Below are 13650 nucleotides of genomic sequence, written 5' to 3'. Positions count from 1 at the left end.
AACGCAGCTACACCAGGTTGCAACTGTGTCACAAGTTGGCGAATGAACACCAGGTCCATTTGAGCCAGCGCACCATGAGCCGCTTGTTGCAAAAAAGGGGATCCGTTGGCAACGATTAGGCTACAGCCCTCCGCAGCCCAAACAGCCAGAGTATGTGACGTCCAAACGGTCAGATTGGGAGATGCTCAAGCAATGGGAAGCTGAAGGACTGGTGCGACTGGTGTACTTTGATGAAAGTGGGTTTGAAAAGAGCACTCCCTTAACGTACAGCTATGTTCGGCAAGGACAACAGCACCGGATTGTGAAACCGCATCGTTGCGGTCGCCGCATCAGCCTACTTGGGTTTTGGCAACCGGGACGTCGGTTTGAGTACGGCATGGTCGTTGGTGGGTTCAATAGTGATCGCTACTTGAGCTTGATGCTCTGGCAAGCCGAACGAGCCAACACTCACTGGCAAGCAACTGGACAAATCACAGTGATTGTCCAAGATGGAGCCTCATTTCACTGCTCGAAAATCGTGCAAGCCTGTTGGCAGCAATGGCAGGAGATGGGCTGATTCATCTTCTTTTTGCCGCCCTACTCACCGCAGATGAATCGGATTAAGGATGAATGGTTGCATCTCAAACGGCATGAACTGTGTTCTCAGTTGTTTGAGCATGAGTACGACTTAGCGATGACACTGATGGCTATCATTGAGCAATGCGGTCAAAGGCGCGGCTATCCTGTTGAACGTTTTATATTTAATTCTGACTAGCTACTTACAACATCCCAAATAATGTCATAGTCAATACCGAAGTCGTTATGAATTAATCGTTATCGATCGCGCATTCCAGCCATAGACCGCTATTCAACAGCGTTGTATTTTTGACGCAACCCATCTGACAACTGTTTGACAGCTTCGCCAATTACCTCAATACTACGAACGTAAGCACGCTTCAACGTTTTATCTTGTACAAAATTCGTCTTGTCTAAACTCGTAGCACTTGTCATGATGTTGGTCGTTTTATCAAGAATGTGCTGTGAATATTCACGAGCCGACGGAGACATACTCGACCTCATCTAAAATATGTGGACTAATATAAGGACTCAATGACTCGATAGTAATGAGGTCAACTGCTCTGCCAAAAAGATCTTCTAGAAAAAAGGATAGGTGTATAAAGTTATCAAATGTTTTCTGGTCTGGCTCAAAAGTAACCAAGATATCAACATCACTTTGAGGGTGAATTGCAGTGTCAGGGGCAAACGAGCTGAAAATACCACAACTTTTAACTCTAAAGTGGTGCAACTCCTGGTGATATTCCTGGAGCAGCGTTAGCACTTGGACCATCGCTTGCATAGACTACTTATCTGATGCTGAGTCTATAACAACACAGGAGCTAACTGCCTAGCAACTGTTGTCTAATTGAAGGAAGAACCAGGTTTACAAACAATGGAACGAATTCGATGAAACCAAATGTAGTCATCGTAGTCGCGCTTGACCTTGAGGGAGGCGAAACAAGCTTGAGGATCGTTGGGCAACAACGGAATGCAAGGCAACAAGGTTCTTCCTTTATGAATCACCCCTTGCAGCCAACGGAGTCCGATTTTGAGATAGCTAATGCCGCATCGCCAGTGCGGGTCTACCTGTTGCCGCAAACCTGCAAGTTGCACCGCCATGCCTTAGATAATGGCAACCAGCAGGGCAATGTCAACTACAAGTTTAAAGGACGCTAACTACTTGGCGGGTGCATAGGATGGCAAACAGCAGACGCAGCACGTTCTGACACAGCGTGCGGTTGCCTGGGTCAAACGTGCGTCTACGCTGTATTGACGTGAAACTGCGGTTGCCCAAAGATAAGGTCAGCAGTACTCCCCTTACGGAACAGATCGTTCGCTTGCGAGCCAACTAAATTTTGAGCAAAGAAGTTGGGAATCTAGTAACTCTTTAATCTCTGCGGGTCAATTTCCCGCCGCTCTGCGGCGTAAAATGCAAGGATGAGCAAGTACATTCACAAAAGCCATAACGTAACCGTTTTGCTCTATCACTTCATGTTTCCAGCAAAATATCGACAGGCTGTATGCGATGAACAGGTCGATGAGGTGTTGCGAGAAGTTTGCTTGGAGATTGAGAAACGCTACGAGATCAAGTTTGTCGAAATTGGTGTAGACAAAGACCATATGCATTTTTTAGTGCAATCGGTGCCGACGTATAGCGTGACGAAGTTGGTCAAGATAATCAAGAGTTTGACGGCAAAGGAAGTGTTTCGACGCTGTCCTCATGTGAAACAAAAGCTATGGGGCGGAGAGTTTTGGAGTGATGGTTATTTTACTAGCACAGTAGGCAAACACGGGGATGAAGGGATGATCGCGAAATACCTCAAGAATCAGGGTAAGGAATATCTCAAGCTCCATCGAGATGAGCAGCTTACTCTTTTTTGATTCTGATACCCCGTCTGCTTGCAGCAGGGTAGTTCATTCACTAAAAGTCTCTAGGTATTTCAGCCCTGAGCCTGTGTTGAATAAAACAATGCGCTCATCTCGATCGAGCTTCTCCTGCCCGATCAATTGCGTAATCGCAGGGATGCAAGCACCCCCTTCAGGAGCGGCAAAAATTCCCTCAGTGGCTCCGATGAGCTTCACACCTGCTAGCAGCGCTTCATCAGTTACAGCAATGGCAGTGCCACCACTCTGACGCAAAATCGCTAACATCATAAAATCTCCGATCGCCTTTGGTACTCGCAGTCCGGATGCGATTGTGCGGGCATTGATGATCTCAACTCCTGTTGTCAAACCAGACTCAAAAGCTTGAGCGATCGGCGCACAACCCGCCGCTTGCACACTGATCATCCGGGGGCGTTGACTCCCAATCCATCCCAGACGTTCCATTTCATCAAAGGCTTTCCACATCCCAATTAAACCCGTTCCACCACCAGTCGGATAAAGAATGACATCGGGTAGCTCCCAGCCCAACTGTTCCGCCAACTCATAACCCATTGTTTTCTTGCCTTCAACCCGGTACGGCTCCTTTAGCGTCGAAACATCAAACCAGCCTTCGGCGGCTTTGCGCTCTGCCACAATCTTTCCACAATCAGTAATCAAACCATCCACTAAAGTTACATGGGCACCCATTTGTTGACATTCGATGATGTTTGCTTTGGGAGTATCTTGCGGCATGAAAATGTACACCTCTAGTCCAGCTTTAGCGGCGTAGGCAGTAAGTGCCCCAGCAGCATTGCCTGCTGAAGGTACGGCTAGCGTTTTCACACCCAGTTCTTTCGCCATAGAAACGGCGACTGTCATACCTCGCGCTTTAAATGAGGCGGTGGGATTTTGCGCTTCGTCTTTAATGTAAAGGTGTTGCAATCCTAACGATTGACCCAAGCGATCAGCTTTCAATAGTGGTGTCATACCCTCTCCCAACGTCACACAATGAGCGGGATCGTTGACGGGTAAAACTTCGGCATAGCGCCATAGCGTCGGGGAGCGATCGCGCAATGCTTCCTGAGTCAACGTTGTAGCGGCGCGATCGAGATCATAAGCAACCAGCAACGGTTTGCCACAGTTACATAGATTATGAAGCCGACGCGGCGCATAGTGGCTATTACAAGATGAGCAGTAGAGATGGGTTACATACATAGTGCTAATGCCAATTAAGTAGTGTTTGCGGACTAAAAACACAGCATTCTGATAATTGATTGCTTCAATCTATCGTTCTAATAAAAAAGACTATTTACTGCTATTGTTTGCAGTACAAGTAGGGCACTCATGAACTCAATTCAACCCACTTATGTAGAGCAACCAATTAGCTGACCGCAGCGACAAATTAGAAGTCTAGTTTTTCACGCCTGAAACCAGTACTAGAAAGACACTTCATTTTTAGCGTTTCTGACATGGGGCTATAGAAATTGCTTCAACATACGGTGTAAAAAGAATTGAATTGATAACAAACAAGCTGCCGTTCTGGTTAAATAGTTTGTTGTCTTTACAATTGGGTATTTATATACTTAACTCACCACGCTAACCCTAATTTATTGTCCCAGCCCGTTAGTCAAAAACTCCCCCTTTAGTGAGATGCTTTAGCACCGACACACATCTGAGCAGAGGTTGACGCTACCTAGTAGATGATAGCTTTGACGAAAAACGTCACGGCAGAATAACGCAAAAGGAGCCACACGATTAGTCGCTTGACCGTTCAGCTTATTTGGGTAACGAAATATCGCTAACACGTGCTTAAAGGCAAGATTCAAAAGCGGTTTCGAGAGTTGATTATTCAGATTTGTGATGCAGAGGGCATCAAACTTCTTAAAAGGACAGTAAGTAAGGATCATGCCTGTTTACATTGAGTATCCTCCTTCCAAGTCGATCAGTGACATGGTGAAGCGCCTTAAAGGACGAACGTCTAGGTTGTTGCAAGAGTTTCCAGATTTAGAGAAGCAATATTGGGATAAGCCTCAATGAAATAAAACCGCAAAAGATGACACTTATGAATAAGATTAAGATAAGCGTAGCAATTATACAAAAGGGTTACGCATATGCACCTCTTCACTATTCGAAAATCATTGAAGATTCGACAACAATTGAAAACTTTCTCCTTTAAAGTTCCGAAGTCCCAATTGAGTTAATATTGTAATACGCTCTTAAAGGCAGTTGTCATACTTTCGCTAGCAGTATCAATTATAACCTAACCTAAAATTAGTGCCTTGATTGGCTGCCCCTCTACGCTGATCTTAATAACTACGATCTGTATGAATTTAGAATCGACTAATGAGATTAAAGATTTAGAATCAACCCAAAAAACGAGAAATGACATTCATGTCGTCATTAAAATAGTCACGCTGCTGCTGACATTAGCAATTTTGTCTACTTTCTTTGTGGTTATTAACGCCGGAGAACGGGGCATTCTGATGAAATTTGGTGAGGTGCAGGAGCAAATATTAGGAGAGGGATTGCATCTACTCATCCCGATCGTACAGACCGTTGAACCAGTGAGTGTACGCGTTCAGAATCAGGAAATTTCTGCCGAAGCATCCTCAAAAGACCTTCAAGATGTCTATGCTGATGTGGCACTTAACTGGCATCTCATTCCAGAGAAGGTCAACATTATTTTTCAGCGAGTTGGTAATGCCTTAGTCATTACCAATAGCATTATTAATCCAGCCGTTGAGGAAGTGTTGAAAGCTGTCATGGCGCAATATACGGCTGAAGAAATTATTACACGGCGTGGGGAAGTAAAAGCTGGTCTTGATCATGCTTTAACCGAGCGCTTGGCAAGCTATTACATTGCGGTTGATGACATTTCGCTCGTACACGCACACTTCTCAAAGCGGTTTAGTGATGCTGTAGAAGCAAAACAGGTTGCCGAGCAAGAAGCGAAACGAGCGGAATTTATTGCACGTAAGGCGGTCAGGCAGGCAGAAGCAAGGGTCAATTTGGCGAAGGGAGAAGCCGAAGCACAGCGGCTAATCCGTGAGACCTTAACGCCTGAATTGTTAAGGAAGCAAGCAGTCGAACGGTGGGATGGTAAGCTGCCGCTGATTGTGGGTGATGAAACAGCAAAATTATTAGAGTTAGGATTGGATGATTTGATGAAGTTTAGCCAGAAGTGATCGTTGCGTTGGCTAGAAAAGCTTTCATCAAAGCGGTTTTGCAATAGAACACAAGGGACGATTGACAAGCAGGCAACCGTTGTAAATGCGATCGTGCGCCTAGACTCGATCACTCATGTTGTTTATGCGTTAACAGCTTCAACACTTAAACCTTGCACTGCTTACGTCGTGGAGTAGATCCTCAAGCAAAGCGTTGGGTCAAAGCAGCGTGAAGTGGTTCTAAACCTGCCATGTGATTGAGCACTCGTTGTCTCCTGTTACAGTGTGTACAAAAACTCCTCTTAATGTACTATATCTTGGTAGGTGATTCGTAGTATAAAGAACGTAATGGTTCTTAGGAGGGCTCGCGTGGGCATTGCGGTGCAGAGCATTTCCAAGTCTTTCGGCTCGTTCCATGCCGTTGACGACGTTAGCCTGGAAATTAAGACAGGTTCATTAGTGGCGCTACTGGGTCCTTCTGGGTCTGGTAAATCAACCTTGCTACGAATGATCGCTGGTCTGGAGCGACCCGATCAGGGCGAGATTTGGTTAACAGGCGAGAATGCTACAGATCGATCAGTACAAGATCGAGGCATTGGTTTTGTGTTTCAGCATCATGCCTTGTTTAAGGACTTCAAGCAACTTGAGCTAGAGCGTTATCAAACGGTCTTTGTCAAACCCAAAAAAGTTAAAACCTTTCCTAGCCCTAGCTATGCCTTGAACTAAAGGGTGACTAATTGTTGTGATATCGATCTTTGTGGCAGCGTCTCAGTGCTCTTGAGCAGAGCGGAACCCAAGTGAACTGAAGATGTGCGCTGTACAGTTCATCACTATTGGCTATGGTTTCGCTGAGGCATAGCCCACCCCCTTTTTAAGACTGGCATTGGCTCAATGCTTGTTCCTCAAGACGACTGCGCTGGTGTTTTTGCCAGACAGACAGCGGCTTGCATTATCTTCTACTCGTTGAACTGCTGCTTAGAGAACGCTGAGCCCAACGCAGGCGTGAAACAGTAGACAGCCGTCAAGCACTGAAAGTGCTTGGTTAAAACACCTCACATCGCTACTATCTGACATAGCAACATGGTTGAACCAGTGAAACAAGCGCTTAATCGTGCAAACGGTCGGCGTACTTCAAAAACACCAAACCCACCAGACTACGATCCGTTGGATTTGTCCTCCAAAATGGAGTACGCACTCATCGCGCTTTTAGAATTAGCAACTCAGACTGAGAAACAGCCACCGCTGACGATCGGCGGTATTACGGCTAAACACGGCATTCCCGATCGTTACCTGGAACATATTCTCACCATCTTACGGCACGGTGGTATGGTGCAAAGTCAGCGTGGTTTACGGGGTGGCTATGTACTTGCCCGTGAACCCTGGCAAATTAGTTTACTAGAAGTACTGGCGTTGATGGATGGTGCGCGAAAGGTGCGAGAGCAAACGCCTGCTTCAACGTCAGAGCGTGAAACCATTTATGCTTTCTGGCAACAGGCGAATACGGTTTCTCAAACCTTTTTGGGCAACTGTACGCTGCAAGATTTGTGCCAGCAGTTGAGCGAACGCCGTCAGAAAAGCCCTATGTACTACATCTAAACCAGTCGCACTTGCTCAAAGTTACTGGCTAGAGGCTGGCTTTCGAGACCAGCGCCGCTTTTGGCTGGCGATCGTGCTACAGAGAGTGTCTTGAAAGCTTTCCCTCGACAGAAGGAAGCTGTTAATCCCTAAGGATGATAAAATACGGAAAATTCGTCGAGATACCGTATTTAACATGGTGGATTTGAACGAGAGGCACGAAACGCTGGCGGCACTAGAACCAGGTGCTCCGCAACCAAGCAATTGGTCAGTGCTAACGCTGCTACGAGGACTGACAGCCAAAAAACTACGGGGCGGTTTCTTGTTTGGGGTGGGGTGGTTACTATCGCCGTTGTGCTGGTGGAATGATCTCATCTTTAATCTGCCCATCGCCTACGGGTTTGGCTTGCTTTGCCAGTTGCTTGTAGCTGATTGGCTGCTGCCGGGGATGGTTGTAGGTTATTGGCTTTCTAACCTAGTTGGCATCTTCCTTATGCAAGCGGGTGCGGTAGATGTGTTTCAAGCTGAGACGCATGACCGCGATCGCAAGAAAGAGTTGCTGATCGGTGTGTGCGCTTCGACCGTTTTTACGCTGGCGATCGTGGTATTGGCGCAGTTTAAGCTTGTTGAGGTGCCTCTGCCCTTCGCGACAAACCCCTTGCATCTTGGTTTACAACTGCCCCTTACAGTGATCGGGCGGTAAGTGTGGACTATTTATTGCTTTCGTTTCTCAGCTTTGCTGTAGGCATTGTTGTGGGTTTAACTGGCATTGGCGGCGCATCGTTGATTACACCAATGTTGATCTTTGTCTTTCAAGTGCCCGCATCGATCGCCATCAGTTCTGATGTAGTAGCGGCGACTTTGATGAAAGTGGTAGGAGGCTGGCAGCACTGGCAACAGCAAACACTAGACCACACTGTAGCGAAGTGGCTAGCGCTGGGTAGCGTGCCCGGATCGTTAGCGGGTGTCGGTCTTTTACATCTGATGCGGCGCTCTCATGACCTTGATCTAGACGCATTGCTGCTGCACCTCATTGGTTACACCATTTTAGGCGTGACGCTCTTGGCGCTGTTGCAGCTACTGCTATTCTCGTTTGTGCCAACGCTTACAGTACCAGCGCTGCCAAAACTTGATCTGGAAACAGGGTGGGGACGACTTTTGACGATCGTGATTGGCGCAATTTTAGGGTGCATTGTGGGGCTGACAAGTGTTTCATCCGGCTCCATGTTTGCGCTAGTGCTGATTGCGTTTTTTCAGCTTGATGCACGCAAGCTAGTCGGCACCGATATTGTGCAGGCGGCGATTCTGCTGAGCTTCACTGCTGTTGGGCATTTGACCTTAGGCACGGTTGACTGGAGTTTGGTTTTACCGATCTGGGCAGGCTCGGTACCGGGTGTCTTACTGGGTGCAAAACTCTGCCAGTTGGCACCGCAGAAAGCGCTGCGGTTTATGATTTATGTGATTCTTGTCGGGGTGAGTTGGAAGTTGGCGCATTCGGTGTGAACAATGGAGCAGTCTAAGCAAGCTCAAACATGGGCGAAGTTGCAGTCCTTTGGCACGTTTCTCAAGCAGTGGTTTAGTAAACATTGGCGATCGCTGTTGCTGCTGCTGATCGGGGTTTATCTACCACTCCAGATTTTTGCGGTGCTGGCAGTGCAGGTCTGGTCACAAGATAATGGGTTCCACTGGGATCGCTCACTTTTGATCGCTATTCACGCGAACGCTCAAGCACCCCTCGATCAGTTTGCCACGTTCTTCACTAAGTTGGGCACGCGTTGGGGTGTGTTTCCGGCGACAGTTGCCATCATGCTGCTGCTGTTTGTCCGGCGGCAGTGGCGATCGTTGCTGTATCTTCTCATCACACTTCCGGGCTGTGCCTTGATTAACACAAACGCAAAAGTGTGGTTACACCGCGTCCGACCGCATCTGTGGGAAAAGACGTATTTACCTCAGGACTTTTCGTTTCCCAGCGGTCATGCCATGTCAAGTATGGAGTTCGTGGCAGTGCTGATCATTCTGACGTGGGGTAGCCGTTGGTGTGGTGCGGTTGTAGCGCTCGGCAGTCTCTTTGTGCTGACCATTGGCTGGACGCGGTTGTATTTGGGCGTCCATTACCCCAGTGATATTTTGGCGGGCTGGCTTATTGCCATTGCCTGGGCGATCGCTACTAGCTTTGTGCTTAAACCGCGCTTGATGACATCCAAAACCTTACTCAACGAGGACAGTGCCGAGCGTATCGAAGGGAATTGAAAACACGTAGTACACGACGCCTAAACCCAGAATGAGCACTGCCATGCTGGCTAGCAAGACCCAGCGATCGCCAGGCTCATAAGTGTCGTCATCAATATCGTTGCGAACACTAAAGTAATGTTGAGTAGACAGTAGCACCATCAATAAGCCAACAATGGAGAAAGCCAAGCCCAGTTTCCATCCGTTACCGGGCGGCTGTGGCGCGATCGGGGGACGCAAAATTCGCAGCCGCACAATCAGCACGCCAAAACCCATCAGGGCGATCGCGCTTCGCATCCAGGCTAGATAGGTACGTTCGTTAGCGAGATGGTCGCGAACACGGTTGGGATTGCGTTTTCTAGCAAGCTCTGTTTTTTCGGCGTTTGCGTTCATCGGTTTAAGGAACAGTTGCATCAACAGGATCTCAGGTGAAAGCGGAATGGTTGGTGTCTAGGCAAAAGTGGGCTTCTTGACGCAAGCGGTGCGTTTGGACTGAAGCGAAAGCGTCAGAAACCCACTTGCTGTAAGTAGTTAATCTTCGATCGGGGCATTGGGTTTCGCAGCTTCGACATCGGCTTGAGTCAGGTCAGGAATGGACCAGGTGCCTTCACCCACCTTAAATACTTTGGCAGGCTTCACATTAAAGGCGATCGTGTCAGTATCAGGGTTTGCTTTTGCCACGAGTTGAGTGCCACCCACCACCTTGAAAGCCAGTGGTGCAGTGAGTGCGGGTGCTTCTGTTGTACCAAAACCATCGACTTTAGCGCCTGTGGGCAGATACACACCGTCACAACTGAAATCATCGTCGGTCACCTGACCATTACCTAAATAGTAAAGCGTGTTGGGTTGATCGGCTTTTTTACCTTTATGTGCGTAGACCGCTAACGTTTTACCTGTTTCGTTGCGGCACTGTCCCCATTCGGTTGCCGATTCTAAAATGTACTTTTGCAAGTTCAACTCACCCAATTGTTGTTCGAGTGCTGCCGGTTTCCAAGCAGTTTGATTGGGATCTTGTTTGATTTTGAGCAGCTTGTCGATCGCCTGAGTCACATCTGTATAGTCAGGGGTTTCCGTTAATTTAACTGGGTCTGCCCACGATGGCTGCACAACGACAAAATTAATGAGCATCACTAGAGCAATGAGGGCGAGTTTGAATCGTTTCATGGTTGTTTTCCTTAATAAAGCGTGAAAGTGGGACTGATTTTTGTGTCAAAAATACGTGGTGCGTGATTCGTCATTCGTTCTTTTTCTTTGTTCCCTCCTCCTGGCTGCTGGCTCCTTTCTCAAAACTCTGGCAAAAGCCAATACGCCTCACTATCAATCAAAATAAAAACGCCTGAGCCGCTTAACACAAAGGGAACGATCGCACCACTGCGACGGGTGAGACCTTGAGCGATCATGGGTTGTCGAGTGAGTTGGTACGCGGTCAAACAACAGACACTGACCATGACAAAAAAACGCTTAGAATAAATCCTAAACCTGGCAGACTCAGGACAAACAAAGCCGTGGATCCGAGGTGCTGCATCATAAAAATATGCTTTGGTCGAAACGTGGCATTGACTTGAGCAAAGAAGAGCATCCAAATCACGATGTCATCAATGTTGGTTGCGGCAAACGCTGTCACCTCAGTAACAATGGCTTGTGTCAACCAATTCATGGCACTACGCTAAGAAACTCTTTTAATTCTTCTCCATCTTGGACACAGCCTTAGAAGTGGAGTAAAGCTTTGCCACTGACACCTGTTCCAGCTTGCGGAGCAGATTGAGCGTAAAGGTGCCGCTGATCAGGAGTGTGAGAACGACTAGCCCACGATTTTCGAGGGTGTGGCTATCAAGCAAAATCAACACACCTAGACCAATGAGAACATACGGCACGAGTTGATTGCCATAACGCGTCAGCATTTCAGCGATCGCTGGCACCTTCATCAACTGGTAGGCAGCACCACACCACACACCGACCAACCCAAAGAAGACACTCAGAATCACGATGAGGCTTTCCCAGGGGCTATTGGCAAACAAGGGCATATAGATGCCGATGTTATCGCCACCATTAGCAAACGTGACGGCTGCAACACTGTAAGCCTGGGGTGACAGCATCGTGAGCCAGGTAGACGGTGTAGCTGAGGGCGGCGTTTCTGTCTCGGCAGCCTCACTTTCTGTTTGCAGTAAACGGCTGATGCCGATCGCGATCGGGACAATGCCCAACATACCAATCCACGGACGCGGCAACAGCAGACCACTAAAAAAACCAGGTAGGCTGACCACAACCAGAGCAGCAAAGCCGAGATACTGACCCGCTACGACGTGTCGTCGTCGAAACACGGTATTCACTTGTGAGAAGAACAACAGCAGAATCAAAATATCGTCCAGGTTGGTAGCTGTAAATGCAGTCAGCCCCGTTGTTATTGCTGCTAAAAGCTCATTCATGGCGGTTGTTCTCCCTATTGAAGGAATGACGATTCATCAGAAGCAGATGGAATGGTAACGGGGTCGGGGGCAGCAAATCTCACGTGAATCTCTTCCATACCGCGTTGCATTGAACGCACAATGGCAGGCGATCGCAGCCGCTGCATGACAAACCAGCCACAGGTCACCGTCAGGTACAACAAGAACAAGTAGGGGAAGGCGTCATAGGGCGCTGCCGGTATGGGAAACAAGGTGCTACCGGGAAGACCCACGCTACCCAAAATGGGAATGAGCATGAAACCCACTGCGACCACTGCAATCAAGACATCGCGCACTCGTAATTGATGACAGCGGTACAGATAAACAGGTGCAGCGATCGAAATCAGCGTATACACCGTCAAAAAACCATAGCTGCACATCGCGCCCAAATAGCCCATACAGTCAAACAGCTTGATGTGAAACAGAGACAATGACGCAGGCACCAAAAACATCAGCAACGAACACAACGTGACAGCAATATGGGGAGTGCGGTTGTCTGCATGAGCTGTACCTAGAGAGGCTGGGAACAACCCGTGACGCGCCATTGTAAAGAAAACTCTCGCTGCCGGATTAATGCTGCCCAACACGCAGGCAAAGAAGCTAAACAGCGCTCCAACGGCAATCAACTCACCTAGAAAACCCACGCCCGCTTGCTGCGAAAGAAAGCCCAACGGTTCTTCTGTGTTGGCGATCGATATGCCCGTACTGCTAAAGCCCAACACTTCCACATAGGTGGTGAAGATAAAGAATAAACCCGCCAGCACCACACTGCCCATCACCGCTCTAGGAATCGTCTTTAAAGGTTTGCGTGCTTCATCACCCAACGAAGTTGCACTTTCAAAGCCTGAAAAGCCAAACATGACCAGCACTAAGCCCATTGCCACATTTCCTGGTGTCACACCTTGCAGCGTGAGCTGAGGCACATCCAACGCAAAGCCGTGATGCGCCCAAATGATCATCGCTAAAACCGTGATCAACGCAAGAGAAATGCCTTCTAGCCACAGCATGGCAACGGCTGAAAGCTGTACATCGCGGTAAGCAGCGTACCAGGCAATACCAGCACCGATCGCCAAGAGTGTCAGGCTAGAGGGATGAATGCCCCAATGCCCCAATAACACGCCGCCAAAGTTAGCAAACCCACAGAGCACCGACATCCCAGTAAATAAATATGCCAGTACTAAGCTCCAGCCACAAACTACACCGGCGGTCGGTCCCAGCCCTTTCACAATGTAGGTATAAAGCGAACCAGGTGAGGCAGAGCGACTCGCAAATTGATTGATGTTGAGACTAACAAACACTAGTCCCACCAACCCAATCACAAAGCTCAGCCAGGCACCATTACCAGCCAGCGCTACAATCAAGCCCAAATTGGATGCGGGTATGGTGATAGGCGCGATCACAGCAAACGACTGCGCCAACACTTCTCCCGAAGACAGATAATTTGGTCTTAAACCATGAACACTTTGACTCAATTGAACTTCACTCATCATGTGCAAATTTCCAAGCCTAGAAACTCCAATCGATGCCACTGCACCAACCTGGAATGTGGGGTTTGCTTCAGCAAGGTTTCCATGCAAAAAGCATAGTCTCAATGTAGAGAGCTATATCAATAGAATCAAATGTTCTTTGCTTGTTTATGCATAAAGCCAGGTTATGCATGATTAAAAGGCAAACTTGAATTGCGGGTGCCGACAGCCAGCATGGCACAGGAAAACTAGCCTGCAATGATCCCATTGAGATGATTAATGAAGCGATGAAGGTAACCCGCACAAAATCATCGCTTTCTGAGGGTTACAAAAGCGTCAGGTATTGATGAAACGATCGCTTTTGCTAGCCCT

Annotated in this window: 16 protein-coding genes and 2 pseudogenes; 10 read left to right on the top strand and 8 right to left on the bottom strand. The window is 48.0% G+C overall.

Annotated elements, in window-relative coordinates; all coding sequences use genetic code 11:
• Positions 1-154 precede the first annotated feature (154 nt).
• Positions 155-556, top strand: coding sequence for a transposase (locus H6F76_RS04700; RefSeq protein WP_190506363.1), 402 nt, complete (start codon positions 155-157; stop codon positions 554-556).
• 287 nt (positions 557-843) lie between these two features.
• On the opposite strand, the gene H6F76_RS04695 is transcribed toward H6F76_RS04700, so the two are convergent.
• Both H6F76_RS04695 and H6F76_RS04690 read right to left on the bottom strand, forming a co-directional pair.
• Entirely contained in the window at positions 844-1047 is a 204-nt protein-coding gene (locus H6F76_RS04695; RefSeq protein WP_190506362.1) for a HepT-like ribonuclease domain-containing protein, read from the bottom strand.
• The gene (locus H6F76_RS04690) at positions 1028-1336 is read right to left on the bottom strand and encodes a nucleotidyltransferase family protein (RefSeq protein ID WP_190506360.1); all 309 of its coding nucleotides are present in this window, start codon (positions 1334-1336) and stop codon (positions 1028-1030) included. Before H6F76_RS04690 ends, H6F76_RS04695 begins: the two co-directional genes overlap by 20 nt.
• Positions 1337-1443: 107 nt before the next feature.
• Here H6F76_RS04690 and H6F76_RS04685 point away from each other — a divergent pair, with 107 nt between their 5' ends.
• Positions 1444-1713, top strand: coding sequence for a hypothetical protein (locus tag H6F76_RS04685; RefSeq protein WP_190506358.1), 270 nt, complete (start codon positions 1444-1446; stop codon positions 1711-1713).
• A 261-nt stretch (positions 1714-1974) separates the two neighbouring features.
• The gene (gene tnpA / locus H6F76_RS04680) at positions 1975-2418 is read left to right on the top strand and encodes an IS200/IS605 family transposase (RefSeq protein WP_190506356.1); all 444 of its coding nucleotides are present in this window, start codon (positions 1975-1977) and stop codon (positions 2416-2418) included.
• A gap of 33 nt (positions 2419-2451) precedes the next feature.
• On the opposite strand, the gene H6F76_RS04675 is transcribed toward tnpA (H6F76_RS04680), so the two are convergent.
• A complete protein-coding gene (locus H6F76_RS04675) occupies positions 2452-3657 on the bottom strand; it encodes a threonine synthase (RefSeq protein ID WP_199321922.1) in 1206 nt (401 codons plus the stop codon).
• Between the two features lie 497 nt (positions 3658-4154).
• On the opposite strand from H6F76_RS04675, the pseudogene tnpA (H6F76_RS04670) reads away from it, so the two are divergent.
• The 7 genes and pseudogenes from tnpA (H6F76_RS04670) to H6F76_RS04640 all read left to right on the top strand — a co-directional run.
• A pseudogene (tnpA, locus tag H6F76_RS04670) lies at positions 4155-4428 on the top strand (IS200/IS605 family transposase); the annotation flags it as partial.
• A gap of 296 nt (positions 4429-4724) precedes the next feature.
• The gene (locus H6F76_RS04665) at positions 4725-5585 is read left to right on the top strand and encodes a prohibitin family protein (RefSeq protein ID WP_190506354.1); all 861 of its coding nucleotides are present in this window, start codon (positions 4725-4727) and stop codon (positions 5583-5585) included.
• A gap of 348 nt (positions 5586-5933) precedes the next feature.
• Positions 5934-6257, top strand: a pseudogene (locus H6F76_RS04660) (ATP-binding cassette domain-containing protein); the annotation flags it as partial.
• Between the two features lie 387 nt (positions 6258-6644).
• Positions 6645-7160, top strand: a complete 516-nt coding sequence (locus H6F76_RS04655) for an Rrf2 family transcriptional regulator (RefSeq protein WP_190506353.1) — start codon at positions 6645-6647, stop codon at positions 7158-7160.
• Positions 7161-7335: 175 nt separating this feature from the next.
• Positions 7336-7842 (top strand): hypothetical protein, encoded by a 507-nt coding sequence (locus H6F76_RS04650; RefSeq protein WP_190506352.1) that lies wholly within the window; start codon positions 7336-7338, stop codon positions 7840-7842.
• 2 nt (positions 7843-7844) lie between these two features.
• Positions 7845-8642, top strand: a complete 798-nt coding sequence (locus H6F76_RS04645; protein ID WP_190506351.1) for a TSUP family transporter — start codon at positions 7845-7847, stop codon at positions 8640-8642.
• Between the two features lie 3 nt (positions 8643-8645).
• Positions 8646-9389, top strand: coding sequence for a phosphatase PAP2 family protein (locus H6F76_RS04640; RefSeq protein WP_190506350.1), 744 nt, complete (start codon positions 8646-8648; stop codon positions 9387-9389).
• Here the strand turns inward: H6F76_RS04640 and H6F76_RS04635 are convergent.
• The 5 genes from H6F76_RS04635 to H6F76_RS04615 form a co-directional block, all read right to left on the bottom strand.
• Entirely contained in the window at positions 9348-9761 is a 414-nt protein-coding gene (locus H6F76_RS04635; protein WP_190452546.1) for a DUF202 domain-containing protein, read from the bottom strand. The two genes, H6F76_RS04640 and H6F76_RS04635, sit on opposite strands and share 42 nt — an antisense overlap.
• A gap of 138 nt (positions 9762-9899) precedes the next feature.
• A complete protein-coding gene (locus tag H6F76_RS04630) occupies positions 9900-10532 on the bottom strand; it encodes a hypothetical protein (protein WP_190506349.1) in 633 nt (210 codons plus the stop codon).
• Between the two features lie 262 nt (positions 10533-10794).
• The gene (locus H6F76_RS29600) at positions 10795-11025 is read right to left on the bottom strand and encodes a hypothetical protein (protein ID WP_199321920.1); all 231 of its coding nucleotides are present in this window, start codon (positions 11023-11025) and stop codon (positions 10795-10797) included.
• A 22-nt stretch (positions 11026-11047) separates the two neighbouring features.
• Positions 11048-11794 carry a cadmium resistance transporter gene (locus H6F76_RS04620; RefSeq protein WP_190506347.1) on the bottom strand — a complete coding sequence of 249 codons (747 nt, stop codon included), beginning with the start codon at positions 11792-11794 and terminating at the stop codon, positions 11048-11050.
• A 14-nt stretch (positions 11795-11808) separates the two neighbouring features.
• Positions 11809-13302, bottom strand: a complete 1494-nt coding sequence (locus H6F76_RS04615; protein WP_190506345.1) for an APC family permease — start codon at positions 13300-13302, stop codon at positions 11809-11811.
• Between the last annotated feature and the right edge of the window lie 348 nt (positions 13303-13650).

The organism is Leptolyngbya sp. FACHB-321, assembly GCF_014695975.1.
Taxonomy (GTDB): Bacteria; Cyanobacteriota; Cyanobacteriia; order Leptolyngbyales; family Leptolyngbyaceae; genus Stenomitos.
This window is presented reverse-complemented; position numbering and strand designations above follow the sequence as displayed.

Bases quoted from the DNA above. Each gene is read 5' to 3' on its own strand.
- tnpA (WP_190506356.1), top strand. From the start codon at position 1,975: ATGAGCAAGTACATTCACAAAAGCCATAACGTAACCGTTTTGCTCTAT.
- H6F76_RS04620 (WP_190506347.1), bottom strand. From the start codon at position 11,794: ATGAATGAGCTTTTAGCAGCAATAACAACGGGGCTGACTGCATTTACA.
- H6F76_RS04655 (WP_190506353.1), top strand. From the start codon at position 6,645: ATGGTTGAACCAGTGAAACAAGCGCTTAATCGTGCAAACGGTCGGCGT.
- H6F76_RS04635 (WP_190452546.1), bottom strand. From the start codon at position 9,761: ATGAACGCAAACGCCGAAAAAACAGAGCTTGCTAGAAAACGCAATCCC.
- H6F76_RS04685 (WP_190506358.1), top strand. From the start codon at position 1,444: ATGAAACCAAATGTAGTCATCGTAGTCGCGCTTGACCTTGAGGGAGGC.
- H6F76_RS04695 (WP_190506362.1), bottom strand. From the start codon at position 1,047: ATGTCTCCGTCGGCTCGTGAATATTCACAGCACATTCTTGATAAAACG.
- H6F76_RS04690 (WP_190506360.1), bottom strand. From the start codon at position 1,336: ATGCAAGCGATGGTCCAAGTGCTAACGCTGCTCCAGGAATATCACCAG.
- H6F76_RS04665 (WP_190506354.1), top strand. From the start codon at position 4,725: ATGAATTTAGAATCGACTAATGAGATTAAAGATTTAGAATCAACCCAA.
- H6F76_RS29600 (WP_199321920.1), bottom strand. From the start codon at position 11,025: ATGAATTGGTTGACACAAGCCATTGTTACTGAGGTGACAGCGTTTGCC.
- H6F76_RS04640 (WP_190506350.1), top strand. From the start codon at position 8,646: ATGGAGCAGTCTAAGCAAGCTCAAACATGGGCGAAGTTGCAGTCCTTT.
- H6F76_RS04630 (WP_190506349.1), bottom strand. From the start codon at position 10,532: ATGAAACGATTCAAACTCGCCCTCATTGCTCTAGTGATGCTCATTAAT.
- H6F76_RS04615 (WP_190506345.1), bottom strand. From the start codon at position 13,302: ATGATGAGTGAAGTTCAATTGAGTCAAAGTGTTCATGGTTTAAGACCA.
- H6F76_RS04650 (WP_190506352.1), top strand. From the start codon at position 7,336: ATGGTGGATTTGAACGAGAGGCACGAAACGCTGGCGGCACTAGAACCA.